This is a genomic window from Secundilactobacillus paracollinoides, from assembly GCF_001702155.1.
Lineage (GTDB): Bacteria > Bacillota > Bacilli > Lactobacillales > Lactobacillaceae > Secundilactobacillus > Secundilactobacillus paracollinoides.
Map to the genome: position 1 here is coordinate 2,138,108 of NZ_CP014912.1, position 23,482 is coordinate 2,161,589.

Here is a 23,482-nt window from a genome sequence, read left to right on the forward strand (position 1 = left end):
TAATTTACTAACATTATACGAAAAATGAAGCGACAAAAATAGGATTTTTGAGAATATAATTAAAAAATGAGAATGAATAATAGCAAAAATACACGTGTTTAAATAAAAAGACAGTTATTTTTGACTTTATAATTGAATTTCGCTATCATTTTATTGTTATAGGTCGATTGTTTATATTGAATCAAACTAGGTTTAAGTTGTCGCGTAAGTGCGCCTGAGTATACACAATACGCTCATTTTAAATTATTATTTAGTTGATGATAATTGGTATTTATCAACTTAAAATGAGCCATCTGTTTGATTTGAAACAAATGTTTGAGTTTTGTTGATTGTACTTGTTTGAAAGCGCCTTATAATGGAAACATAGGAATTCAACTCTAGCCTCGTTGGAAATTGGTTAGCGACATCAACTACATAACTCATCTTATTGGGGAATGTTTTGTATTTGCATCATTTTATTGGTAGGTATTTTAAATAGGATTAGCGAGCTAGGCATCGTAGCCTAGGCGAGATCGTCTGGAGAATGGTTTCGTCATGTAAGACATCAGTGTTGGGTGTCTGCTCGTGAATATTGGGGGAACGAAAAATGAATAAGCAAAGTGGCACATCGCGGAATCGGCTGTTGCGTGATGAAGGCCAATTAAAAACGCATTATAAGATGTACAAGGCAGGCAAGAAATGGCTCTACGCCGGCATTTCAATGCTGACATTTGGTGCAGCTGTCTTAACTGCGGACATTTCTGCCCACGCCGATCAAACAACTTTGGCGGATACAACAACTTCAGAAACCTCATCCAGTCAATCGCTTGCGGACCAGTCGTCCGTTGTGATTGGCACCGATGGGGATAGTTCTGTTTCATCTAATGATGATTCAGCTGCTAGTTCTTCGAGTGAGACCAGTGAAACAACTGCAAGCTCTGATGCAACGAGAATGGATAGTACCAGTACATCGGATGCCCAGACAACAACAGACAGTTTGAGTGACGCGGCATCATCAACTGCAGCGTCTTCAAGTGACACTGTGACTGACTCTAGTAACAGTGACCAGAATTCTAAAGCAACTAGTGATAATGAAGACACCACGGCAGAGACAAGTGATACGACGGCCGCTACGAAGACGACTGATTCTTCAGCAACCACGACTGATGCCCAAGCGGTTTATGCTGCGGATGGCAGTTTGTCCGATGCAGCTAAAGCTCTAATTGCGGCTCAAAATACTAGTCTTGCTGCGACTACAGACACCACTGATGCGACAACTGGTACAACCGGGGACGCTTCAACGACTGCAAGTATTGCGGACGTAAGTGATCAGGTTGCGAATGCACTGTCGCAATTGCCTGAGGGCACGCTATTTAAAACGTTAGCTGATGGAACTGTTGAGTTTGATTTACCGACTGGGCTTACCAGTACTGAACTTGAAGCTGCTAAGAGCGCACTAGCTAACAGTGGGCTTAAAGGGATTCAGGTGACGAGCGCTGCGGCAGCTGCTACAGGTGGTTGGCGGACTTATAGTGGGGCTGATACTAGTGTAGATACTTCTAATTTAGGCACGGTGGTTGCTACGCCAATTACGATGGCTGATTTTGCATTGATGACTGCTGCTGGAACGGGTGCTTATACAGACGTAAATGGCAAAACAGTTACGGATGCAAGCATCTCAAATTTGCAAGATTATTATAATCAATTAGTTAACCTGAATTATTCATAGTTCATAAAAATCCCGTCAGTTTTCGTATTTTTTCGAAAACTGACGGGTATGTCTTTATCTTTTGCTGAAATACGATGTTTATCAGTTCTAGCTAGTGAGATCTTTCAACTAACTCAGAATTGCTTTGAACTTTTGGATACACTTGTCCCTTGGTTGTACAGATTTTTTTAATTTTGCCGGTTATTCAATAGCCTGGATACGCTGTAGAGCCTGGTAGAACAGCCGATGGTAAACATGATACGAGCTCAGCCGCAACTGAATGCGTCGGCCAGTATGCACAACACGTGCCGCAACTTTGAATAAACGGATCCGCAATGTGCTAACGCACAAGCCGGAATCATGTTTTGTCAGTGCTAGCTGCTTTAAAAAGTTGACAATATTGTAAGCCAGTACACTAACCATCATCCGGGCAGCATTGGCATTAAACGTTGAACTATCAGTCTTATCGAAAAAGAAACCTGTTTTAGCTTCTTTGATGTAATTTTCCATTTGGCTGCGTTTGTGATACAGTTCGAAGGCAGTTTCAGCCGTTAAATTAGTCAGATTAGTGACGATAAATTCATGTGAAAAGATCAGTTCACCAGCTACTCGAGTTGATTTAATATAAATCTGCCGTGGCTTAGGCCACGATGCTGATTGATAGATTTCAGAGTAGTAATGAGTCTCTTCCTCTTGCCACTGGGTTTGATCACTGATCTTGACGAACTTTTCAGCTAGATTCTGTAATTTTCGATTGCATTTGAGTCGAATAATGTAAAACACATCGTTGGCTTCACAGACATCGTAAACTTCTGGCGTGGCGAAGCCGCTATCACCACGAACCAGAATGTCAGTCGTGGGCAGCTGAGTTTGATAATGCTTTAATAGTGGTGTTAAAAAAGCTTTTACATCTTTGCTGGTGTAGGCATTTCCAGGACGCAAGACAGCTTTCAATAAGTTACCATCTTGATCAGTTGCCAGTAATGGATGATATCCTTCAGTACCATAATGTGCGTTGTAGTTAGTGGCTTCCTGTTTGCCATAAGTGTCTGAGTGAGTCGAATCGATATCAATAATCGTGGCTGTCTGGTTGGTTAATAGTCGAACACGGTCGATCAAAGCCTCATTTAAAGTCTGTAATGTGCTAACACTATCTTTATCAAAGCGTTGCCAAAAACGTGATATTGTTGCTTGTGAAGCCAAAGACGGTTTATCCAATAATAATTTAAAAAGCGGTTCTTTTTCTAAAGAAGTTGCCGCAGAATCTGCGCTATAACCAGCAATAATCTGAAGAATTAACTGTTTTAAGATACTAGAATTACTGTGTTGACAATATCGTCGCTGGTCATTGAACCTCAATAGTTTGTCGGCCAAGATGGTGAACTGGAATTTTGCCATCAGCTCTACACACAATGTTAGCCCGCCATCGGAAGATAATTGACCACCCGTATGCGATACTAAAATGTTTTTGTTGAAATTTAATGCCATTTCCTGTAAAGTTTTCAATATAGAGTCCTCTTCTCTCATGTGGTTTTGTTTAGCAATTTAACTATACCAGAGCTGGGGCTCTTTTTGTGTACTTAAAAGGTGAAAATACAAAATACCCATCAAACGCGTGATGCATGTGTTTGATGGGTATTTTGCATATCTTTGTGAATAAATCAGGATAAGGTTTAATCTTTAATGGTATCATTCACGATCAGTCTCGGAAACATTGCGTTACCAGTACTAGCATCTATTGCTGAAACGTGTTCCGAAAGGCAAGGGGCGGCCATGTAAGGGACTCTGGCACAAATGCCAAGTTCAGGCATTTCTGCCAGAGTCCCTTACATGGCCGCCCCTTAAACGCCTTTCTCCACACTCTAAATGTTATAATAGTCACCACTAAATAAGAGGAAGACAATTATGGATCAAGAAATTATTAATCGTGTTAAAAAAAGTCTCACTAGTTACCAGGACCGTCAAATTGATGCCACCCTTGAGCTGTTAGGAGACAATAATACTGTTCCGTTTATCGCCCGTTACCGTAAGGAACGGACTGGCAACTTGGATGAAGTGCAGATTCGTGAGATTCAGGATGAAGCGACCCGGATCGAAAAACTGGTGCACCGGCAAGATGAAGTTAAAAATCAAATTGAGAGTCAGGGTAAGCTGACACCACAATTGCGAAAAACCATTGATGCGACCACACAGTTGCAACAGGTGGAGGATATTTACCTGCCCTATAAACAAAAACGCAAGACGAAAGCGACTGTAGCGAAGGACGCCGGCCTCATGCCGTTTGCTCAGTGGCTGCTGACCTTTCCGAGTCAGGGCTTGGATGAAAAGATTGCCACGTTTATTAATGACAAAGTTACGGATGCAGATGCCGTTTTAGCTGGTGTTCACGAAATTTTGGCTGAGGCCATTGGCGAGCGTGCTGGTTTTCGGGAATGGCTGCGGAACTATGCGCGTCGCAACGGTCAACTCACGAGTCAAGTGAAGCGCAACGGAAAGGATGCCGATGAACAGGGTGTCTATCAAACCTACTATGACTTTTCCAGTCCGTTTAAGAACGTGAGTGCCTATCAGACACTTGCACTGAACCGGGGCGAAAAAGCCGGTGTACTGACAGTGAAGCTCAACATTGACGAGCAAGCCGTTGATCAGTATCTCAACTTTCAACTCATTGGGAACCGAAAAGGACCTGCCGTGCCAATCGTCGTTGCCGCTTATCAGGATGCGTACAAACGCTTCATGGGACCCGCCATCGAGCGTGAATTGCGGCGTGAATTGACGGAAACTGCAGACGCACATGCGATCCGTGTTTTTGGTGAGAATTTGTATCATTTACTCATGCAGGCACCGCTGAAAAATCGGATTGTGATGGGGTTTGATCCGGCCTATCGGACCGGTTGCAAACTGGCTGTCATGGACGGTAACGGCAAGTATCTGGACAAGTTAGTGATTTATCCGCATAAGCCGGCAAATGCTGCGAAGCGTGCAGCAGCGATGCCAGAATTCCTCAAGTTCATTGAAAAGAACCACGTTGAAATGATTGCCATCGGGAACGGGACTGCCAGCCGTGAATCCGAACAGTTTGTGGCCGACGCCATCAAGCAGCTTGACCGACCTGTGCAGTACACAATCGTCAATGAGGCGGGGGCTTCCGTATATTCCGCGAGTGAAGTGGCCCGAACAGAATTTCCAGACTTCAACGTTGAAGAACGATCGGCTGTCAGCATTGGCCGTCGATTACAGGATCCGTTAGCGGAACTCGTCAAAATTGATCCCCAGGCTGTTGGTGTGGGCCAATATCAACACGACGTGGCCGGCAGCGCACTGGATGAACAGCTTAGCCGGGTCGTTGAAACCGCGGTCAATCAAGTGGGCGTTGACCTGAACCGAGCAAGTGTCGAATTGCTAGCGCATATTTCTGGGTTGAATCAAACCATCGCGCAAAACGTCGTCGCTTACCGGGAAGAAAATGGCGTGTTTGCTAGTAGCCCGCAGCTTAAAAAGGTGCCGCGTCTTGGCCCCAAAGCCTACGAGCAGGCCGTGGGATTCCTGCGCATCATTGGTGGCAAAACGATCTTTGATAACACTGACATTCATCCTGAAAGTTATGCGGTGGCCAAAACAGTTCTCGAGCGGCTCGGCCTTGACCAGAAGGATGTCGGCACCGAAAAAGTGACCGAGGCTGTGGCTGGGACGTCTGTCGCACAACTCGCGACAGGACTTTCAGTTGGTGAGGCAACGCTACAGGACATTTTAGACGGCCTGACAAAGCCTGGTCGTGATTTACGGGACAATATGCCAGCACCGCTTTTACGGACTGACGTGCTGAAAATGAGCGATTTAAGACCGGGGATGAAATTGGAAGGCACTGTCCGCAACGTTGTCGACTTCGGTGCGTTTGTGGACATTGGTGTTAAACAGGATGGCCTGGTTCATATTTCGCACATGGCTGATAAGTTCGTGCGAAATCCATCAACCGTCGTGTCTGTTGGCGATATCGTGACGGTTTGGGTCCTCGAAATTGATGAAAGCCGGCAACGAATCCAGCTTTCCATGGTGGCCCCTGATGACTGATCAAGAGTTACAGACACTCGTTGAAAAAATTTCTGAACAGTCCTTTGGCAAGCCGTTTCAGCACCAGGCCATGTTTAATGCGCGGTTAAAAACGACGGGCGGCCGGTACCACTTGAAAGACCACCACATCGACATCAACCCGAAAATGCTGACGGCGTTTGGGGAACCAACCCTAGAAGGCATCATTAAACATGAGCTGTGCCACTACCATCTGCATCTAGCAGGTTATTCGGGACAGCATCGCACAAAAGAATTTCAGCAGCTCTTAAAACAGGTAGGCGGCCTGCGCTATGCACCCCGAATACCGACGCAGACGAAACGGAAACCCAAGCGTTATTTGATTTATCGGTGTGAGCAGTGTGGCCAGCGGTTCGTTCGCCAGCGGCGGGGGGACACGACAAAATTTGTTTGCAGCCGCTGTCGGGGACGATTGGTCTTGCAACAAGTGCAGGAAACACAGTAAAATAACAGTAAAAATGAGCTTAACGAATAGATGAGGTGAAGGCGGTCTTGAAGAACGTTAGAATTGGGATAGTTGGCCTGGGAACGGTTGGCAGCGGCGTCGTCCGCATTTTAAAGGAGCAACAAGCATTGATTGCCCAGCAAACGGGCCTGTCATTTGAGATCGTAAAGGCAATCATTGCCAATCCAGATCGTGAACGGGCATCGTATTTGAAGGACGTGGCGCTTGGCACGGATATCACGCAGTTGTTACAGGATGAGTCGATTGACATTATCGTTGAGGTGATGGGGTCGGTTGCTGCGGCAAAGGACCTGATCGAACAAGCCTTGGCGGCGCATAAAAATGTGGTCACGGCGAATAAAGACCTGATTGCGCAGTACGGTCAGGAACTGGCGGAATTAGCAATGGCAAACAACGTTGCACTCCGGTACGAGGCGAGTGTTGCCGGTGGTATTCCGATCCTGCAGATTTTAAGAACTGCCTATAAAGCCGATCAGGTGCACACGATTGCGGGCATTCTCAATGGGACAACAAACTTTATTCTGACGCAAATGGACGAACAAGGCCTCACCTATGATCAGGCACTGAAGGCCGCCAAGGAAAAGGGGTTCGCTGAAAGTGATCCCACGAACGACGTCGACGGATTTGATGCCGCCTACAAGTTAGCCATTTTAACCAAAATGGCATTTGGCCTATCCGTTCCTCAATCGGCTATTGATATTACAGGCATTCGGGAACTGGCTATCGATGACGTCAAGGCGGCTCGGGCAGCCGGGTATGAACTCAAGCTGATCGGATTGTCTGACCTGACGGATGAGGGGTTACGGTTGGCAGTGGCACCAATGGTCGTGCATGAAAATCAGCCGATCGCACAGATTCGAAACGAACACAACGCGGTGTTAGTCAAAAGTTAAAACATTGGCACTGCGTTGTACGTCGGACCTGGTGCAGGACAGTTTCCAACCGGGAACAGTGTGGTCGCTGATCTGATCCACGTAGGTCAAACCATCACTTCCAATGGTGACGTCTATCCGTTTGCCTTAAAGGTCGCAACAACCCAACCGAAACCGGTCAGCGGTAATCGCAGTTATTGGGTATTGGTTGCAACAGACGATCCGGATAGTTTGGTCGACAACATTAAACTGTCCGTCGCTGGGGCGGTGGTGTCAAATCAACTGACCATCCGCGGGTTTGACCCGCACCAGGCCTGGACCAGTCTTGAAGTCACCGCACCGACGCTTGTTGCACAACCACACTTTACAACGACCATGCAGCGATTAGCTGATGTTAAAGCAATCTATCCAGTATTGGAGGCGTAGAAATGGGAAAAATTATTATTCGGGTACCAGCCACCTCAGCCAACATGGGTCCGGGGTTTGATTCAATTGGGATCGCGTTTCACTTGTATATGACAGTCATTGTCGAAGAGGAGACGGAAAAATGGCGGGTCAACCATGCGTTAGGGTCTGATGTCCCAACGGATGAGCGGAATTTGATCGTTCAGGCTGCGCTCAAAGTGGCACCTGATCTAAAGCCGCACCAACTCAGTGTCATGTCAGATATTCCGGTAGCACGCGGTCTGGGAAGTTCCTCAACCGGCATTGTTGCGGGGGTTAAAATTGCGGATGCTTTGGATGATCTGCATTTGACCTTAGCTGAACAAGTGACCCTTGCAACGCAGATGGAGGGGCATCCCGATAATGTGGCGCCAGCACTGTTAGGTGACGTGGTGGTCGCAAACTTTGATGGCGAGACGGCTACGACCGTGAAGTTGACCATGCCGGAACTTAAAGTGTTAGCCTACATCAAACATGATCCACTGCTGACCAGCGACAGTCGCGATGCCTTACCGAAGTCACTGCCGTTGGCACAAGCAGTTAAGGGCAGCAGCGTAGCCAATGTTGTTGTAGCGGCACTAGCCACCGGTGATTGGACACTAGCAAGTCACATGATGGAACATGATGAATTTCACGAAACTGTCAGGACAAAATTGGTGCCTGAATTACCAATTATTCGCGAAACGGCTCATAAGCTTGGCATCTACGGCACCTATCTGAGTGGCGCTGGGCCAACGATTGCGACTTTTGGGACTGAACCGCAACTCATTATTTTGCGTCAGAAGCTGACGGATATGGATATGGTGGGCAGTATGCGGATCCTAACCATCGATCGACAGGGCGCAACCGTCAACGCCGAATAGTTTTTTATACAAATTTTGCAAAAACTATTGAAAACGAGGTGTATATTTGATAATATATTTCTTGTTGATGCGGCCATGGCGGAACTGGCAGACGCGCAAGATTAAGGATCTTGTCGGGGTTTTCTCGGTGGAGGTTCGAGTCCTCTTGGCCGCATACTTAAAGAACGACTTATGACCTCCTATGAGGCTCGTAGGTCGTTTTTTTGTTTCAATCGCTGCTCGTTATCGATATACTGAATGAGAAAGGACGCTATATGAAAACTTTTATTTTTGATATTGATGGCACGTTACTTGATACGGAAAAGATGTACATGAAGGCGCTAGATCAGGTCATGACGGCCCATAACCTGCCGCATACATACCAGGAACTGACAAAAACGTTTGGGATCACCAGCCTGGATGCTTTAAAACGATTGCAGGTCCCAGCTGATCTTATCCCGACGATCTTAAACGAGTGGGCGGCTGAGATTCCCAACCACCAGGACGATGTTCGCGTGTACACTGGGATTGTGTCCATGCTCAAAAACTTGGCGGCTAAACCTGGTGTGACGTTGGCTATTATGACGTCAAAACAAAAATTTGAATTTCAACGCGACGTGACGCCGCTGGGATTAGACCAGTACTTTAGCGAATTTGTTTTCTTTGAAGATACGGCGCATGGTAAGCCGGCACCGGATCCCATCTTACTGGCGATGAAACGCACCAACGCGGACCCTGCTGAAACGGTGTACATTGGTGACACCCAGTACGATCTGCAGGCGGCTCACGCAGCAGGCATTAAGTTCGGCCTAGTTGCGTGGGGGGCTAAGAACCAGCGCGGTGTCAGTGACGCGGACTATGTACTGGCGTTCCCAGAAGAGATATTAAGTCTGACAGAAGCGCAAGCATAGGCTGGTTATCACTAGTCTGACAAAGGATTGCTAAGTGCGACCGGCCGTGGCTGGAAGCGCTGCAATGTGATATGATTAACGAAATAACTGTTGTGTCAAACGACACAATAAATTCATTGAAATCCAGGGGAGGATACAAGCATGATTGCGATGATCGTTGCGAGTCATGGAGACTTTGCAAGCGGCATTTTACAGTCAGCTACCATGATTTTTGGCGCCCAAACAAAGGTGACAGCAGTTACGTTTCAGGCATCTGAAGGGCCAGCTGACCTCAAGCAAAAATATGAACAAGCGTTAGCGGAATTTGACGCAGATGATCAAGTCTTATTTTTAGTTGATCTTTGGGGTGGGACACCGTTTAACGTGGCGAGTCAACTGGTTGCCCAGTCGCCGGAACGGATGGCACTTTTGACCGGTTTGAATCTGCCAATGATGATCGACGCGTACACGTTGCGGGAACAGCCGTTGACTGACGTGGTGCCGCATCTTGAAAATAGTGGGCGTAAGGGTATTCGGCACCTTGACCTGACCCCATCTGACGAGGAGGATGATCTACTATGAGCATGGATATTCGGTTAGCCCGGGTGGACAGCCGGCTGTTACACGGGCAAGTTGCCACCGTTTGGACGAGCAGTGTCAAACCCAATCGGATCCTTGTCGTCTCTGACAGCGTCGCACAAGATAAGCTGCGGAAAACGTTGATCACCCAGGCGGCACCTGCTGGTGTTAAAGCTAATGTCATCACCATTGCCAAGATGATCGCGATCTTTAAGGATCCGCGGTTTGACGTATTTAAGACCTTGTTGCTCACAGAAACTGTCCAGGACATGGTTGCCTTAGTTAAAGGCGGCGTCGATTTTAGTCAGGTTGGTATCAATATCGGATCCTTGTCTTACCAGGATGGAATGACCATGTTGACGGATGCCATTGCGGTTGACCATTCTGCAGTCGACGCGATTCGTTATCTCCACGATGACGCTCACCTTGACGTTTACGCCCAAAAAGTACCTGCTGACAGAAAACAGGATCTGATGGCGCTCCTAACAAAGAAGGGGCTCTAAGTGAAAAATAGCGTGACGGGAGGGTCGTTGTTATGAGCACGCTCGTCGTAATCAGTCTTTTAGTCATTAGTTTTTTAGCTGGCGTGGAAGGCATCCTTGATGAATGGGGGTTCCATCAGCCGCTGGTTGCCTGTACGCTGATCGGTATTGCGACCGGTCACATTGCTGCGGGTGTGCTGCTGGGCGGCAGTCTGCAATTGATTGCACTCGGCTGGATGAACATTGGGGCTGCTGTGTCGCCGGATGCTGCATTGGCTTCGGTTGTGTCAGCTTTCCTAGTCTGCGGCCCAGCTCACGTCAGTAACGCAATGGGCATCGCCATCGCAGTGCCAGTCGCAGTTTGTGGTCAAGCGTTTACCAGAATCGTGAGGATCTTGGTCGTGAGACTTGTTCACATTGCAGATCATCAGGTCGCCCGCGGCAACATTGCCAGTGTCTCCTGGCTGCACTTAACAAGTCTCGTGCTTCAGGGACTTCGGGTTGCGGTACCAATAGGCGTCGTCATGTTGATTCCCACCCATTTGATTCAGGCGGGGCTAACTGCCATTCCGAAGGTCATTACAAATGGGTTAACGGTTGCTGCAGGGTTCATTGTAGTCGTGGGGTATGCCATGCTCATCAACATGATGGCTAGCAAAGCGCTTTGGCCGTTTTTCTTTCTGGGGTTTGCGCTGGCAGCAGTTAAGTCGCTCAACATGGTGGCACTGGGATTAATTGGGGTCTGTTTAGCACTGATTTATATTCAGTTGACCACACAGCATCATGATTCCGGCCACGATGGCGGGACGACAGCACCCGACCCGTTGGATGACGAACTTGATGACCTGGATCAGGAACTCGAGGACCTATAGTGAGGCAAGTAAATGACAGATAAACAACAAACGCCGCGGCAATTAACCCGCGGCGATTTAGTTTCAATTTTTTGGCGGTCTGGGTTTGAGCAGGCATCGTGGAACTATGAGCGAATGCAAAACCTTGGCTTTGCGTATATTATGGTACCGGCAATCAAGCGCCTCTATCCAGATAAAACCGATCAGATCGACGCCATGCAACGACATTTGGCCTTCTTTAACACAATGCCGTACATGCAGTCGGCCGTGACTGGCGTTGTTCTATCCATGGAGGAGCAACGTGCAAATGGGGCACCGATTACTGGCGATGACATTAGCAGCACGAAAATTGGGATGATGGGCCCTCTGGCTGGCATTGGCGATCCCGTCTGGTGGGGCACGTTACGCCCCGTATTAGCGGCTTTTGCAGTTGGCTTGATCAAGGGCGGTACTGGTCTGTTAGGGCCAGCAATCTTCTTTTTTGGCTGGAACATCATGCGTCTCGGCTTTCGTTGGTGGACCCAGCGCCTTGGCTACCGTGAGGGCACGGACATTGTCCAAGTCCTCAGCAGTTCATTGATTCCTAAGCTGACTCAGGGGGCGTCAATTGTCGGCATGTTTATCATGGGTGTTTTGGTGCCAAGGTGGACGACGATTTACTTTCCAAAGACAATTGCTCATGTCAGCATCAGCGGCCATTTAACACGGCTTACCGGCCAGGGATTGCTAGATCAGTTACTTCCTGGGATTATTCCGTTAGGGCTCACGATGAGCTGTTTTTGGCTCCTCAGGCACCGGGTCAAACCAATTTGGCTGATTATCGGCCTTTTTATCCTTGGCATTCTGGGTTATTGGTCAGGCATCTTGGGATTAACAGCATAGCGGGGTGAACCAGTTGGAAACGAGCAATGCGTTGATTCAGACAAAGGCCAATTTTTTTAAAACGGGGTTTCACGCCTACCATGGCGAACTGATGTTGACCGATCAAGGATTGATCTTCGATGCGCAAGCCATGGGCAAGGTGACGATCCCATACAGCCAAATGCGGGTGGTGTGGGTGCAGGTCGTCCTGCGGCGTATTTATCGCGGTATCGTGATAGAGGCCCCAGATGGCCGCCGGTTTCATTTTGTGACGAGTCATACCAAAAAACTCCTGCATGTGCTAAATAAGCAGGTGCCAGTGGGAACGGTGAGGCACTGGCGTAAGAGCGTGAAGCAAGGCGGTTAGGGGCGGAGTGTAACGGACGCTGTTCTAAAAGTCCGGGCCTGACTTTTAGAACAGCGTCCGTTACACAGTAACCCCGTGCCTTGCTGAACGCGTTTCCACTAGAGAAGGGCAAAGCACGTCGCCACAAGCACTCAAAGGCAGAAAAGTCCGATCCTGACTTTTTTGCCAGAGTCCGTTACACGTTAGCCCCGTGCCTTGCTGAGGCTCTTTCCATTGTTGGGTGGTTCAAAGTAGCACTTTAACGTCGCTTCGTTCCACCGTTCGGCCCTGCAGGCTGAGGTGGGGTCGCTCTGGAACTATTGAATGTCTTGGCAGAAATTCAAGGATCTCCTACGTCTCCCGTGGTCGTAACCGCCGCTAGCAATCACCGATACCACCGCCTGCAATGCCGAACGGTTCCACTACGCTATAATTCTGGCAGTAGACGTCATAATTAATAAGTCTTCAAAAGTGGCATCACGAAACCTCTATATTAATTGTTACTATTGACTAATACGTCATGAGAAGATTGCTGTTAATAGCTTACTAGAGCAGTCGAGGGCGGATTCTCTGCGAACTAGTTTTAACGCTATTGTGATGCTTAAATCGTGAAAAAACCGCGCTCAACGTCAGTGGAATGCAGCAATTTGGCACGGAGCTGTGGTGTCGACATCAGTTAGCGACCGTACTTTGGTCGGTTACTGATGTGCGAGACGAATGAGATCCACTCGAGAGCTGCGCAGCAGAAATCGAGTTAGCTCAGTCGCGAGCCACTACACGGAGTGCCAAATTGCTGAATGCAACGGACTATCACCTGATATTGGAAAGCCCCTTGTTGAACGCGTTTCCACCAAAGAAGAGCAAAGCGCGTCGCCACAGCACTCAAAGGCAGAAAAGTTCGTTACACAGTATCACTCGTGCCTCGTGGAGCACATTTCAGCAATGTCGCAGAGTAGGGTGACATAGTCTAGCTCTAGCATTTGTACCAGAATCAGAGCCAAATTAAATCACAGTATCAAAAAAAGGATCCAACCTGGTTTTCCAGATTGAATCCTTTTTGATGTTGCTATTTGTCGCGATCCTGATTAATACCCGGTATACCCGTTCGAACCGCCTTGGCTGGTGGTATCAGTTGATGAGCCAGTATAGTTGCTGTCATCACCAGTACCCGTTGAACTCGATGTCAGTTTAGTCGACTTCTTCAAGTCAAGCGTTGTTCGAATGTGGTCTGAGACTTTTTGAAGTTCGTTTAACGTTGGGACTTGGTATGAAATGCCATCGATCATGGCGTTTTGACCCTGTAAGGTTTCGGACTTAATATGGTGAGTTGCATCGCCGTATCGTGAGCGAATGGTGATCATGTCATTAAACGTCATGTCCGTCTTAAGGTTCCCGTTAAGCGAGGTTAAAATTGTTTTGTAGCGGGTCAGGGATGAAATTCCCATGGCCTTGATGACTAATTTTTGAATGATTTGTCGTTGTCGTTTCTGACGGCCGTAGTCACCAAGCGGATCTTCTTCACGCATCCGTGAGTAGTCCAGCGCCTGCTTCCCATTCAAGGTCACTTTTTTACCCTTAGTCACATCAGCTGCGCCGTACTTAAAGGTTAACGTTGGGTTCACGGTCACACCGCCAACGGCATTGACCATCTTTTCCAAACCACCCATGTTGACGATGGCGTAAAAATCAATTGGCACATCTAGCAACGTTTGAACTGCGCTAACGGCCGTGGACGCACCGCCAATGGTGTAGGCGGCATTGATCTTTTCGTATGGCTGTGAGTCACCGCTGACCTGAACCCGCGTGTCACGCGGGATACTGGTTAAGTAGGCGGTCTTCTTCTGTGGGTTCACAGTTGCGATGATCATGGTATCGGTGCGCCCAGTGTCATGACGGCCCAGCGCTCCGGTATCGGTTCCCATCAGTAAAATTGAGAACGGTTTGCCGTTCTTTAAAACAGTTGATACGTTTCGTAGCTTCTTAACATTCCCCGCATCATAAGTCTTGTTAAAGGTGGTCTTCGCGGTGTTATACATGTGATACCCGTAAGCTATTCCACCAGTAACAATGATCAGGACGACAATGAGCAAGCTCCATAACAGACCATGGTGTTTCTTAGGCCGTTGTTTGAAATGTTGCGTGTCACTGCGTCGTGAATATTCCCCTGGATTCTGATTCGAATTATTAGATGACATATACTTTCCTCGCCTTTTAAATCTTTCTGCATTATATGTCAAAATCATGACAGTCTCTAAACATTTGGTAAAGTTTTAAAAGATTTTAACAAATTGATGCACCTGCTTGCCTAACTTTACCATTACATCATAAAACCGCCCGTTAGTAAACGAAACTTTAGCAAATCGGCGTGAAGTCGGGCAAAATTAAGTGGTTTTTTGACCGTAATTGGCGGGAAATTGAGGCTAGTTTTGATGATCAACTGTGGTGGTGGCATGGGAACGGTCGGCATCTATGAGAAACCCTCACAGGATGACAAGTTGTAACAAAACATCGTAAACGGTTACATTGCAAAGAATTTTTAGGTTCATAAAATCTGGTGATAGACTTGTGCTATAATAAAAATTAATTTTTGATGTGAAAATTGATGGGAGGTGAGTCAAAAATGTTGTTGCTGTTCGCTCATAGTGTAGCGGGCGTCGTCGAAATATTGCTGATGATTGCGTTAGGGTACTTACTAACAAATCTGGGTTGGTTTGACGAAAAGGCCAGTAAGCTGATTGCGCGACTGGTGACCCAGGTTGCCTTGCCAGCATACATGGCCTACACGATCGTTGATAAATTTACGTTCAAACGGCTGGTCACCACGTTGCCTGATCTGCGGTTTCCAGTGCTGTCCATGATGATCTTGTTTGTGGTGTCGATCGTGCTTGCTCGGGTGCTACATATCAAAAAGACGCACGTTGGTCTTTTTGAATCCATGTTCTTTAATTCTAATACAGTGTTTGTCGGCTTGCCGGTTAACGTAGCGCTGTTTGGTGAAGCCAAGAGTTTGCCTTACATTTTGGTGTACTATATGGCGAATACCACGATCTTTTGGACGTTGGGCGTTTATTTGATTCAACGCGATGGCCAAGGGGACTATAAGTTTAGTCTGTCTCAAACGCTTAAAAAGATTTTTTCGCCGCCTTTGCTTGGGTTTATGGTCGGGGTCGTTTTGGTTTTATTGAAGATCCAATTGCCGCAATTTATTATGGCGGACCTGAACTACGTTGGTGGTCTGACTGTGCCATTATCCATGATCTTTATCGGGATCGCCGTCGCCAACGTTAGTCTGCATGATCTGACGTTGACCCGTGCTAATTTAGGGATCTTGTTTGGCCGGTTCATTGCTGCTCCAGCCTTGATGGCACTCCTGGTGCTGCCAACTGGGATGCCGATCATGATGAAACAGGTGTTCATCATTCAGTCAGCAATGCCCGTGATGACCAACGCACCGGTTGTTTCAAAATTGTACGGTGCAGATTCAAGCTTCGCAGCGGTTATGGTGACGGAAACGACGCTGATGAGTTTGCTAGTCATTCCGATTTTAATGGTCCTACTGAATAAGTAGCTGCCTGAAATGACACCCGATATTGCTGAAAATAGCTCGTTATCACGCGCAACTAGCGTTTGTGATAGCGAGCCTTTTTGTTGAAACCCGAATTTTTGACCATATCAAGAGGCTGGAACTTGTTAAACAGGCGTTACCCTAGTAAAATGTGTGCATGAATGAGCATTTAGAAACGAGGGAAAAGAATGTCGCAATTAGTAATTCTGCGTCACGGTGAAAGTGAAGCCAATCGGGATAACATTTTTACGGGTTGGAGTGACGTTTCCCTAACTGAGAAGGGGATTCGTCAGGCCCATCAGGCAGGTCAATTGATTGCCAGTCACGCCGTTCAATTTGATCATCTGCACACGTCGATGTTAAAACGCGCTATTATGACAGCCCACATTGTTTTGGCAGAAGCCAACCAGCTCTATCTGCCAGAAACAAAGTCATGGCGGTTAAACGAACGCCACTATGGAGCGTTGCGCGGACAATCCAAAGACACGGTCAGACAACGGGTTGGCGAGCAGCAGTTCAAACTGTGGCGCCGCAGCTACAAGGTGGTCCCACCACTATTGGATCACCCTGATCAAGACCCACGATACCGGTCGCTTGGTGTCACGGAGCCACGGGGGGAAAGCCTTGAAATGGCCTATGACCGCCTTATGCCATATTGGCAGGATCAGATCGCGCCGCGACTATTGGATGGTCATAATCAATTGGTAGTGGCGCATGGGAGTACCCTGCGTGCGTTGATCAAATACATCGAACAAATTGATGACCAAGCCATTGATCAGTTGGAAGTGCCAAATGGGCTGCCGATCTGTTATACGTTTGATGAGCAACTTAATGTGACCGACAAACAAGTCTGGCAGTAAGCACAACTGGTATACCGCCCAGTAAAATAAACCAAAAAAGAGCTCGAGAAACTTAATCCCTCGAGCTCTTTTATCGTTATTAGACGTTAGTTAGCTGCCAAAGCACCCATTGGATCCCATGGTAATAGGACAGTTGGTTCTTCAGCTTGGGCCTTTAACAGGTCATCGCTGAGGTATTTCTTGTTCACAACGACTTGGTAGCAGAATTCATCCATCCACCGGTCGCTCATCACGAAGAAGCCCTTAGTTCCGACCTTGTCACCCCAGGAATTTTCAACCTTCCACTTGGTTGGCTTGCCGTCAACTAAGTCAACGCCGGTGAGCACCATGGCATGGGTCATGAGACTTTCAGCATAATCGAGTCGTTCCGCTTTGGTCATCGTTAGATCAGTGCCTAGCAGCTCATTTTTGTTGTAAGCATTCAGATCCATAATCCCTTTTTGCCGGTCGGAAGACTGACCAACATCACAGCCGAACCAGACACTTTGCCCGTCTTGCAACTGCTTGATAGCGAGTGCCTTGAAGTCAGCCATGGTGAGGTTTAAATGCTTCACTTCTCGACCGCCCAACACGTTGCCCAGCATTTCGACGGTGTAGGTCTTATTGTAAGGCTTGTCAGCGGTTGGCGCGTTGATAACTGAAACGTAGTCGTCCAGGTTCCAACCAACGTACTTGTCATAGAAGGACTTTGGTGTCAGGTCCTTATCAAGGTGGTAATTGTGGTCATCATCGCGGTATTCAAAGTCAAAGGTCTGCGTTGGTTCGCCAAGGGTGTAGCATAAAATGTTATACACTTCGCCTAACATGGTGTCGCGCGCAGCAGCGATATCAGCATCGCTCGCATTTTCTGCGCTTAATTTTCGTAACGTCACAGCATCTTTACGTAGTTTTTTATTAAGGACCTTATTGAGGTCGGCTGACTTTGAACTGCTGTACGTTTCTGGCATCACTGACTTTGGGACGATCCCGTACTTTTCAATGATGGCACACAGCATGTCCCACTGACCGCCATCCTGTTGCGGCGTGGTCATTAAGAAGGCGACCTTGCGGCTATCCAGCGGCTGGTCTGCCGTGTTTAACACGTTTTGATAGAAGTAGTTCGCTTTTTCGAACTTGTCCCAGAAGAACGTGTAGTTTTGGGAGAGTTCAAAGTCGCTGAGTTTAAAGAGATCAGCGAGGTGGTGCCGCATGGTGTTGAGCGCGGCAAACATCCAGCAACGGCCGGATTGTTTTTGATTCGCAACTTTACCGGTGTCCAGGTCGATTGAAAAAACCGGTGACATATCCGTATCAGAGGCATAGTCGGCACTGGTTGCCAAAATGCCTTGGTGGGTCAATGCGCGTTCGATGACTTGCGCATCTTTGCGTTGGTTGAACTGGTCTTGATAACGTGAAATTTGATCACTGCTGATGGCAGCGTTAGATGAATTTTGAGGCAAAAGACTCACACTCCCTTATTAGTATTCTCTCATTGTACCCCAATTTAAAGCGCGAAGGAACTCACATGATTGCTTGTTTTGGGACATAATTCGGGGTGCTTTCAGCGGTTGGATAGTGTAAGATATAAAGAAACGTTTTTTAATCAGAAACACGACTGAAGGGAGTAGACATCACTATGACACGTGGTTTTGAAATTGTTTCATCGTATACGGATAAGGACTTACGGGTGCCGTATCGGTCAACACAGCAAGCAGCGGGGTATGATTTTGAGAGTGCGGTTGACTTTACCGTACCGTCAATTTGGAAATTGAATTTTTTAAAGGTGCTATGGGCAATCTGGCATCAAGAAACGGTGTCGGCGGCGGAAACTGATAAGGCGAAGGCGATTCTAAAACCGTTTCTGATTCCCACGGGGATCAAGGCTTACATGGGTGCCGACGAAGTGCTGATCCTAGCCAACCGATCCAGCAATCCACTCAAGCGCGGGCTGGTGATTCCAAACGGGATCGGTGTGATCGATGCTGACTACTACAACAATGATAGTAACGAAGGCGAGATCTTTATGCAGGTCTTGAACTTTGGCCTGACGGATGTCCTGATCAAAAAGGGCGACCGAATCGGCCAGGGCATCTTTTTGAACTATTTAACGGCGGATAACGAAGCCCAACCAAGACAACAACGCAAGGGCGGGTTTGGCTCTTCAGGCCGATAAATTTAAGAAAGCATTAAGGCGAAACGTTAACGGTTCAAGAACGCCGAGATTATGCTAAAATAGAGTTTGGTTAGTAATAGTCAAAGTGTTGATGATCGTGATTTAGGAGGAACGAGATTGGCAAAAGCAAAAACGCAATTTATTTGTCAGAATTGTGGGTACCAAGCACCCCGATTCTTGGGGCGTTGTCCCAACTGTGGCAAGTGGAATACGCTTGTTGAAGAAGTTGTTGAATCAGCTGCCGCACCAGTTTCTCATGCGACGGTGTCAGGCACGTTGGCAAAGCCAGAAAAATTAGCAGCAGTTTCCACCGAGAAGGAGCCGCGAATCAAGACCCAAATGGCGGAATTAAACCGGGCTTTGGGTGGTGGTGTCGTGCCTGGGTCACTTGTATTAATTGGTGGTGATCCCGGGATTGGTAAGTCGACATTACTATTACAGGTTTCCGGTCAGCTAAGCCAGACCGGTGGCACAGTGCTGTATGTTTCTGGTGAGGAAAGTGCTAACCAGATCAAGATGCGAGCAAATCGATTAAGTGTCGCAAGTGACAACCTTTATCTCTATCCGGAAACGGATATGGGACGAATCAAGGAAAACATCGCCTCGATGAAGCCAGACTACGTGGTGATCGATTCGGTACAGACTATGTCTGAACCAGATATTCAATCAGCCGTCGGATCAGTGTCGCAAATTCGGGAAGTGACGGCTGAATTGATGCGAATCGCTAAAACTCAGGGTGTGACCATCTTTGTCGTTGGTCACGTGACCAAGGGCGGCGCCATCGCTGGTCCAAAGATCTTAGAACATATGGTGGATACGGTGCTCTACTTTGAGGGGGACTTGCACCATACGTACCGGATCTTACGGGCCGTTAAGAACCGGTTTGGCTCTACAAACGAGTTGGGCATCTTTGAGATGCAGGAAGATGGGTTGCAGGAAGTGAAGAACCCGTCCGAGATTTTCTTAGAGGAGCGCTTGGAAGATGCGACCGGGTCATCGATCGTAGTTTCGATGGAAGGGACCCGGCCGATTCTGGTCGAGATCCAAGCATTGATCACCCCCTCTGTTTTTGGGAACGCGCAACGGACAGCTTCAGGTGTCGATCGGAACCGGGTCTCGTTGATCATGGCCGTCCTTGAAAAGCGGGCAAGCATCATGTTGCAAAACCAGGATGCGTACATCAAGGCTGCCGGGGGCGTCAAACTTGACGAACCAGCGATTGACTTAGCGTTAGCCATTAGTATTGCCAGTTCTTATCGTGATCAGGGCACGAATCCAGAGGAATGTTACGTTGGTGAAATTGGGCTGACGGGTGAGATCCGACGGGTGAACCGAATCGAAAGTCGGATCAACGAAGCCCAGAAACTTGGGTTTAAGAAGATCTACGTCCCTAAGAACAATCTTGAGGACTGGACGGCACCAACTGGTATCGAGGTGGTCGGCGTCACAACGATCAAGCAAGCATTGAAATTGATTTTACCGAAATAATTAGACGGAGGTGCATTCATTGAAGGACAAACAGTCGAGAAGAGAACGACTTATTATTCAACTTATTTTTGCAATTGTAGGACTCGGTGTTGGCGCCGTGTACTTGCCCGTTGTTTGGGCAATCGCGGGGCTGGCCGAGCGCAACTGGTACAACAACGTCTTAACAAATTCATTGATCGGGGCCTTAGTTTTTTGGCTATTATCCCTATTATTATCAGGTTTCATCGAGCGCCTGATCAATGATTTTGAAAAGGCACTCTCGTCAAAGAGCCCTGCTTACCTGTTCTTTGGCAGTGTGTCAACGATTATCGGACTCGTTTTTGCCATTCTGATTTCAACTCCGTTAACCCGGTTGAACTCACCACTGTTCAGTGGCATTATTCCGATCGTCTTGATGATGTTGTTTGGCTATCTTGGGTTTAGGATCGGAACAACGAAACGCGACGAATGGCGGCGGCTGTTCCAGTTCCGTTCAAGAAAGGCCGAGGGGGTGGCAGATAGTGGTGAGACCATTATCGACAAACCCATTGACAAGAACTATCACCATTACAAGATCCTTGACACCAACATCTTGATCGATGGTCGAATCTATGATCTTGTGAAAACGGGCTTCATCGAAGGAACTTTACTGGTGCCAAACTTCGTGTTGTATGAACTGCAGTACATTGCAGATTCAAGTGACAGCATCAAACGCGTCCGTGGCCGCCGCGGACTTGATATCTTAAATAAGCTGCAAAATGAAAATATCATTCCAATCGAAATGTACGAAGGCGACTACGACGACATTTCAGAAGTTGATAGTAAATTGATCAGACTTGCAAAGGATATCAACGGCGTCATCGTCACCAACGACTATAACCTCAACAAGGTCATTGAATTCCAAAACGTGCAGGTATTGAACATCAATGCGTTAGCAAATGCGCTCAAGCCGCGGGTCATTCCGGGAGAGCACCTTAACGTGATGGTGGTTAAAAATGGGACTGAGCGCCAGCAGGGGGTTGCTTACTTGGATGACGGCACCATGGTCGTGGTTGAAGACGGGCGTTTCTACCTGAACCAGCACTTGGATGTTGTTGTCACGTCAGCTATTCAGACGGATGCTGGCCGGATGATCTTTGCCAAGCCGGCACATTCGCAAAACGAAATTACTGAGAAGGCGGAGACGGACAAAAAAGCGCCGCACCAGCAAAATAATCACAAACAAAATGGCAAGAAGCAGGGGAAGTAACTTTTCTTTTTGAATATTCCATTGTACACTGTTATTTGATGTGACAAATTAGCGGTGAATAACCGAGAGATTAATTAATTGAGAGGCGGAAACTACATTGGCAAAAGATTCAATTCGCGTTCGCTATGCACCAAGCCCTACTGGCCACTTGCATATTGGTAACGCCCGGACAGCGCTGTTTAACTACTTATTTGCACGGCACTACAAGGGTAAGTTCATTATTCGGATCGAGGATACCGATACAAAACGTAACGTGGCAGATGGTGAAAAAAGCCAACTGGATAACCTACGTTGGTTAGGGTTGGATTGGGATGAAGGTCCTGACAAGCCCGGCGATGTTGGTCCTTACCGTCAATCTGAACGGATGGACATCTACAAGCCTTACATTCAACAATTGCTTGATGAAGACAAAGCCTACAAATCATACAAGACCGAAGATGAATTAGAGGCTGATCGTGAAGCGCAACGTGCCCGTCACGAAATGCCGCACTATGAATACGAATACGCTGGTATGAGCGATGACGAAATTCAGGCCAAGATGGCTGAAGCTGAAGCAAATGGTCTCAAGCCCGTTATTCGTTTCCGCGTGCCAGAACACAAGACCTATGCCTGGGATGACATGGTTAAGGGCAAGGTTTCCTTTGAATCTGACACCATTGGTGGTGACTTTGTCATTGTGAAGGCCGATGGCATCCCAACGTACAACTTTGCGGTTGTTTTGGATGACCATTTAATGAAGATCAGTCACGTGTTCCGTGGCGATGATCACGTGGCCAACACGCCAAAGCAATTAATGGTTTATGAGGCCTTTGGGTGGGAAGCACCTAAGTTTGGCCACATGAGCTTGATCATCAGCAAGGATACAGGTAAGAAGTTATCTAAGCGAGATGAAACTGTGCTCCAATTTATCGAACAATATCGTAAGTTGGGCTACCTGCCGGATGCCTTACTCAACTTCATCATTTTGCTGGGCTGGTCACCAAAGGGCGAAGAGGAAATCTTCTCGCTCAAGGAATTCGTCAAGATGTACGACGAAAAACGGTTGAGCAAGTCACCAGCCACCTTTGATAAGAAGAAGCTGGAATGGATCAACAATCAATATGTGAAGTCATCTGATGAAGACGTTGTTATGGATCTGGCCTTGCAGCAATTGATCGAAGCTGGCAACATCGAAGAAAATCCAGATGCCAAGACTGTTGAATGGGCGCGTAAACTGATCAATGTTTACAAACAACAGATGAGCTACATGGCTCAGATCAACGAGATGGCGGATGTCTTCTTCCACGAACCAGCCGAAGTTTCAGGTGAAGCGTTGGAAGAGATTTCAAATGAGACTGCACCCGTTGTATTGAAGGAATTCGCTGCCCGGATCAAGGAATTACCAATCTTTGATAAGGTGAAGATTCTCGCAACCATTAAGGCCATTCAAAAGGACACTGGCATTAAGGGCCGTCAGCTCTGGATGCCGATTCGGATCGCTGTGACCCATGAAATGCACGGGCCTGAGTTACCTGAATCTATTGAATTGGTTGGCCGTGAGAAGACTTTAGAACACGTTGACCAGACTTTGAAACAGTTGGAAAATCTTTAATTTTTAGTGTGTATAGATTTTTGTGGGGACCCGTTGCCGGTTGGTGCGGGTCCTTGTTTTGTCGGTGGGGAGAGTTATGCGGTTTATCGGTTATCTAGCGGAAACGTGCTCAGCAAGGCTGAGGGCTCCTGCAGAGACCAACTCTGGCAAAAAATCCAAGCCCGGGATTTTCCGCCAGAGTTGGCCTCT

21 protein-coding genes and 1 tRNA gene are annotated in these 23,482 nt (G+C 47.5%); 19 read left to right on the forward strand and 3 right to left on the reverse strand.

The features are described from left to right. The first annotated feature begins 586 nt into the window (after nt 1–586). Nucleotides 587–1,708: a KxYKxGKxW signal peptide domain-containing protein gene (locus tag AYR61_RS09125; protein WP_056987483.1), complete on the forward strand. Its 1,122-nt coding sequence runs from the start codon at nt 587–589 to the stop codon at nt 1,706–1,708. 180 nt (nt 1,709–1,888) lie between these two features. Here AYR61_RS09125 and AYR61_RS09130 read toward each other — a convergent pair whose 3' ends face one another. Then, complete coding sequence (locus tag AYR61_RS09130; RefSeq protein WP_065900857.1) at nt 1,889–3,193, reverse strand: IS1380 family transposase; 1,305 nt, start codon at nt 3,191–3,193, stop codon at nt 1,889–1,891. A 399-nt stretch (nt 3,194–3,592) separates the two neighbouring features. Here AYR61_RS09130 and AYR61_RS09135 point away from each other — a divergent pair, with 399 nt between their 5' ends. From AYR61_RS09135 to AYR61_RS09190, 12 genes are all read left to right on the forward strand, one after another. Beyond that, nucleotides 3,593–5,758, forward strand: coding sequence for a Tex family protein (locus AYR61_RS09135; RefSeq protein ID WP_065902704.1), 2,166 nt, complete (start codon nt 3,593–3,595; stop codon nt 5,756–5,758). Then, a complete protein-coding gene (locus AYR61_RS09140; protein ID WP_054711744.1) occupies nt 5,751–6,221 on the forward strand; it encodes a SprT family protein in 471 nt (156 codons plus the stop codon). The genes AYR61_RS09135 and AYR61_RS09140 overlap by 8 nt, the downstream gene beginning before the upstream one ends. 47 nt (nt 6,222–6,268) lie before the next feature. Continuing rightward, entirely contained in the window at nt 6,269–7,135 is an 867-nt protein-coding gene (locus AYR61_RS09145) for a homoserine dehydrogenase (protein WP_065902706.1), read from the forward strand. Nucleotides 7,136–7,150: 15 nt separating this feature from the next. Continuing rightward, on the forward strand, nt 7,151–7,540 hold the full coding sequence (locus tag AYR61_RS09150) for a hypothetical protein (RefSeq protein ID WP_065902708.1): 390 nt from the start codon (nt 7,151–7,153) through the stop codon (nt 7,538–7,540). Nucleotides 7,541–7,542: 2 nt separating this feature from the next. Then, the gene (thrB, locus tag AYR61_RS09155) at nt 7,543–8,421 is read left to right on the forward strand and encodes a homoserine kinase (RefSeq protein WP_056987377.1); all 879 of its coding nucleotides are present in this window, start codon (nt 7,543–7,545) and stop codon (nt 8,419–8,421) included. A gap of 69 nt (nt 8,422–8,490) precedes the next feature. Further along, nucleotides 8,491–8,575, forward strand: a tRNA-Leu gene (locus AYR61_RS09160). 100 nt (nt 8,576–8,675) lie between these two features. Next, on the forward strand, nt 8,676–9,311 hold the full coding sequence (locus tag AYR61_RS09165) for an HAD family hydrolase (RefSeq protein ID WP_054711748.1): 636 nt from the start codon (nt 8,676–8,678) through the stop codon (nt 9,309–9,311). Between the two features lie 141 nt (nt 9,312–9,452). Continuing rightward, nucleotides 9,453–9,872, forward strand: coding sequence for a PTS sugar transporter subunit IIA (locus tag AYR61_RS09170; protein ID WP_054711751.1), 420 nt, complete (start codon nt 9,453–9,455; stop codon nt 9,870–9,872). Beyond that, on the forward strand, nt 9,869–10,372 hold the full coding sequence (locus AYR61_RS09175; protein ID WP_054711753.1) for a PTS system mannose/fructose/N-acetylgalactosamine-transporter subunit IIB: 504 nt from the start codon (nt 9,869–9,871) through the stop codon (nt 10,370–10,372). The genes AYR61_RS09170 and AYR61_RS09175 overlap by 4 nt, the downstream gene beginning before the upstream one ends. Nucleotides 10,373–10,404: 32 nt before the next feature. Beyond that, the gene (locus AYR61_RS09180) at nt 10,405–11,223 is read left to right on the forward strand and encodes a PTS mannose/fructose/sorbose transporter subunit IIC (protein ID WP_054711754.1); all 819 of its coding nucleotides are present in this window, start codon (nt 10,405–10,407) and stop codon (nt 11,221–11,223) included. A gap of 12 nt (nt 11,224–11,235) precedes the next feature. Further along, the gene (locus AYR61_RS09185) at nt 11,236–12,084 is read left to right on the forward strand and encodes a PTS system mannose/fructose/sorbose family transporter subunit IID (RefSeq protein WP_056987376.1); all 849 of its coding nucleotides are present in this window, start codon (nt 11,236–11,238) and stop codon (nt 12,082–12,084) included. Between the two features lie 4 nt (nt 12,085–12,088). Next, complete coding sequence (locus AYR61_RS09190; protein WP_156770474.1) at nt 12,089–12,430, forward strand: DUF956 family protein; 342 nt, start codon at nt 12,089–12,091, stop codon at nt 12,428–12,430. Between the two features lie 1,064 nt (nt 12,431–13,494). Here AYR61_RS09190 and AYR61_RS09195 read toward each other — a convergent pair. Beyond that, nucleotides 13,495–14,604 (reverse strand): LCP family glycopolymer transferase, encoded by a 1,110-nt coding sequence (locus AYR61_RS09195; protein WP_065902714.1) that lies wholly within the window; start codon nt 14,602–14,604, stop codon nt 13,495–13,497. Nucleotides 14,605–15,029: 425 nt separating this feature from the next. Between AYR61_RS09195 and AYR61_RS09200 the strand changes: the two genes are divergently transcribed. Both AYR61_RS09200 and AYR61_RS09205 read left to right on the forward strand, forming a co-directional pair. Continuing rightward, entirely contained in the window at nt 15,030–15,977 is a 948-nt protein-coding gene (locus AYR61_RS09200; protein ID WP_156652854.1) for an AEC family transporter, read from the forward strand. Between the two features lie 185 nt (nt 15,978–16,162). After that, nucleotides 16,163–16,834, forward strand: a complete 672-nt coding sequence (locus AYR61_RS09205; RefSeq protein ID WP_054711757.1) for a 2,3-bisphosphoglycerate-dependent phosphoglycerate mutase — start codon at nt 16,163–16,165, stop codon at nt 16,832–16,834. An 86-nt stretch (nt 16,835–16,920) separates the two neighbouring features. On the opposite strand, the gene AYR61_RS09210 is transcribed toward AYR61_RS09205, so the two are convergent. Further along, nucleotides 16,921–18,246 carry a C1 family peptidase gene (locus AYR61_RS09210; RefSeq protein WP_156319363.1) on the reverse strand — a complete coding sequence of 442 codons (1,326 nt, stop codon included), beginning with the start codon at nt 18,244–18,246 and terminating at the stop codon, nt 16,921–16,923. A gap of 203 nt (nt 18,247–18,449) precedes the next feature. Between AYR61_RS09210 and AYR61_RS09215 the strand changes: the two genes are divergently transcribed. The 4 genes from AYR61_RS09215 (at nt 18,450) to gltX (ending at nt 23,293) form a co-directional block, all read left to right on the forward strand. Next, nucleotides 18,450–18,986: a dCTP deaminase/dUTPase family protein gene (locus AYR61_RS09215; protein WP_065902716.1), complete on the forward strand. Its 537-nt coding sequence runs from the start codon at nt 18,450–18,452 to the stop codon at nt 18,984–18,986. Between the two features lie 117 nt (nt 18,987–19,103). Beyond that, nucleotides 19,104–20,474: a DNA repair protein RadA gene (gene radA, locus AYR61_RS09220; RefSeq protein ID WP_065902721.1), complete on the forward strand. Its 1,371-nt coding sequence runs from the start codon at nt 19,104–19,106 to the stop codon at nt 20,472–20,474. A gap of 19 nt (nt 20,475–20,493) precedes the next feature. Next, nucleotides 20,494–21,702 carry a PIN/TRAM domain-containing protein gene (locus tag AYR61_RS09225; protein WP_065902723.1) on the forward strand — a complete coding sequence of 403 codons (1,209 nt, stop codon included), beginning with the start codon at nt 20,494–20,496 and terminating at the stop codon, nt 21,700–21,702. A gap of 97 nt (nt 21,703–21,799) precedes the next feature. Next, nucleotides 21,800–23,293 carry a glutamate--tRNA ligase gene (gene gltX, locus AYR61_RS09230; protein WP_054711765.1) on the forward strand — a complete coding sequence of 498 codons (1,494 nt, stop codon included), beginning with the start codon at nt 21,800–21,802 and terminating at the stop codon, nt 23,291–23,293. Nucleotides 23,294–23,482 lie beyond the last annotated feature (189 nt).

Bases quoted from the DNA above. Each gene is read 5' to 3' on its own strand.
- AYR61_RS09125 (WP_056987483.1), top strand. From the start codon at position 587: ATGAATAAGCAAAGTGGCACATCGCGGAATCGGCTGTTGCGTGATGAA.
- AYR61_RS09135 (WP_065902704.1), top strand. From the start codon at position 3,593: ATGGATCAAGAAATTATTAATCGTGTTAAAAAAAGTCTCACTAGTTAC.
- AYR61_RS09140 (WP_054711744.1), top strand. From the start codon at position 5,751: ATGACTGATCAAGAGTTACAGACACTCGTTGAAAAAATTTCTGAACAG.
- thrB (WP_056987377.1), top strand. From the start codon at position 7,543: ATGGGAAAAATTATTATTCGGGTACCAGCCACCTCAGCCAACATGGGT.
- AYR61_RS09165 (WP_054711748.1), top strand. From the start codon at position 8,676: ATGAAAACTTTTATTTTTGATATTGATGGCACGTTACTTGATACGGAA.
- AYR61_RS09170 (WP_054711751.1), top strand. From the start codon at position 9,453: ATGATTGCGATGATCGTTGCGAGTCATGGAGACTTTGCAAGCGGCATT.
- AYR61_RS09175 (WP_054711753.1), top strand. From the start codon at position 9,869: ATGAGCATGGATATTCGGTTAGCCCGGGTGGACAGCCGGCTGTTACAC.
- AYR61_RS09180 (WP_054711754.1), top strand. From the start codon at position 10,405: ATGAGCACGCTCGTCGTAATCAGTCTTTTAGTCATTAGTTTTTTAGCT.
- AYR61_RS09185 (WP_056987376.1), top strand. From the start codon at position 11,236: ATGACAGATAAACAACAAACGCCGCGGCAATTAACCCGCGGCGATTTA.
- AYR61_RS09195 (WP_065902714.1), bottom strand. From the start codon at position 14,604: ATGTCATCTAATAATTCGAATCAGAATCCAGGGGAATATTCACGACGC.
- AYR61_RS09200 (WP_156652854.1), top strand. From the start codon at position 15,030: ATGTTGTTGCTGTTCGCTCATAGTGTAGCGGGCGTCGTCGAAATATTG.
- AYR61_RS09205 (WP_054711757.1), top strand. From the start codon at position 16,163: ATGTCGCAATTAGTAATTCTGCGTCACGGTGAAAGTGAAGCCAATCGG.
- AYR61_RS09215 (WP_065902716.1), top strand. From the start codon at position 18,450: ATGACACGTGGTTTTGAAATTGTTTCATCGTATACGGATAAGGACTTA.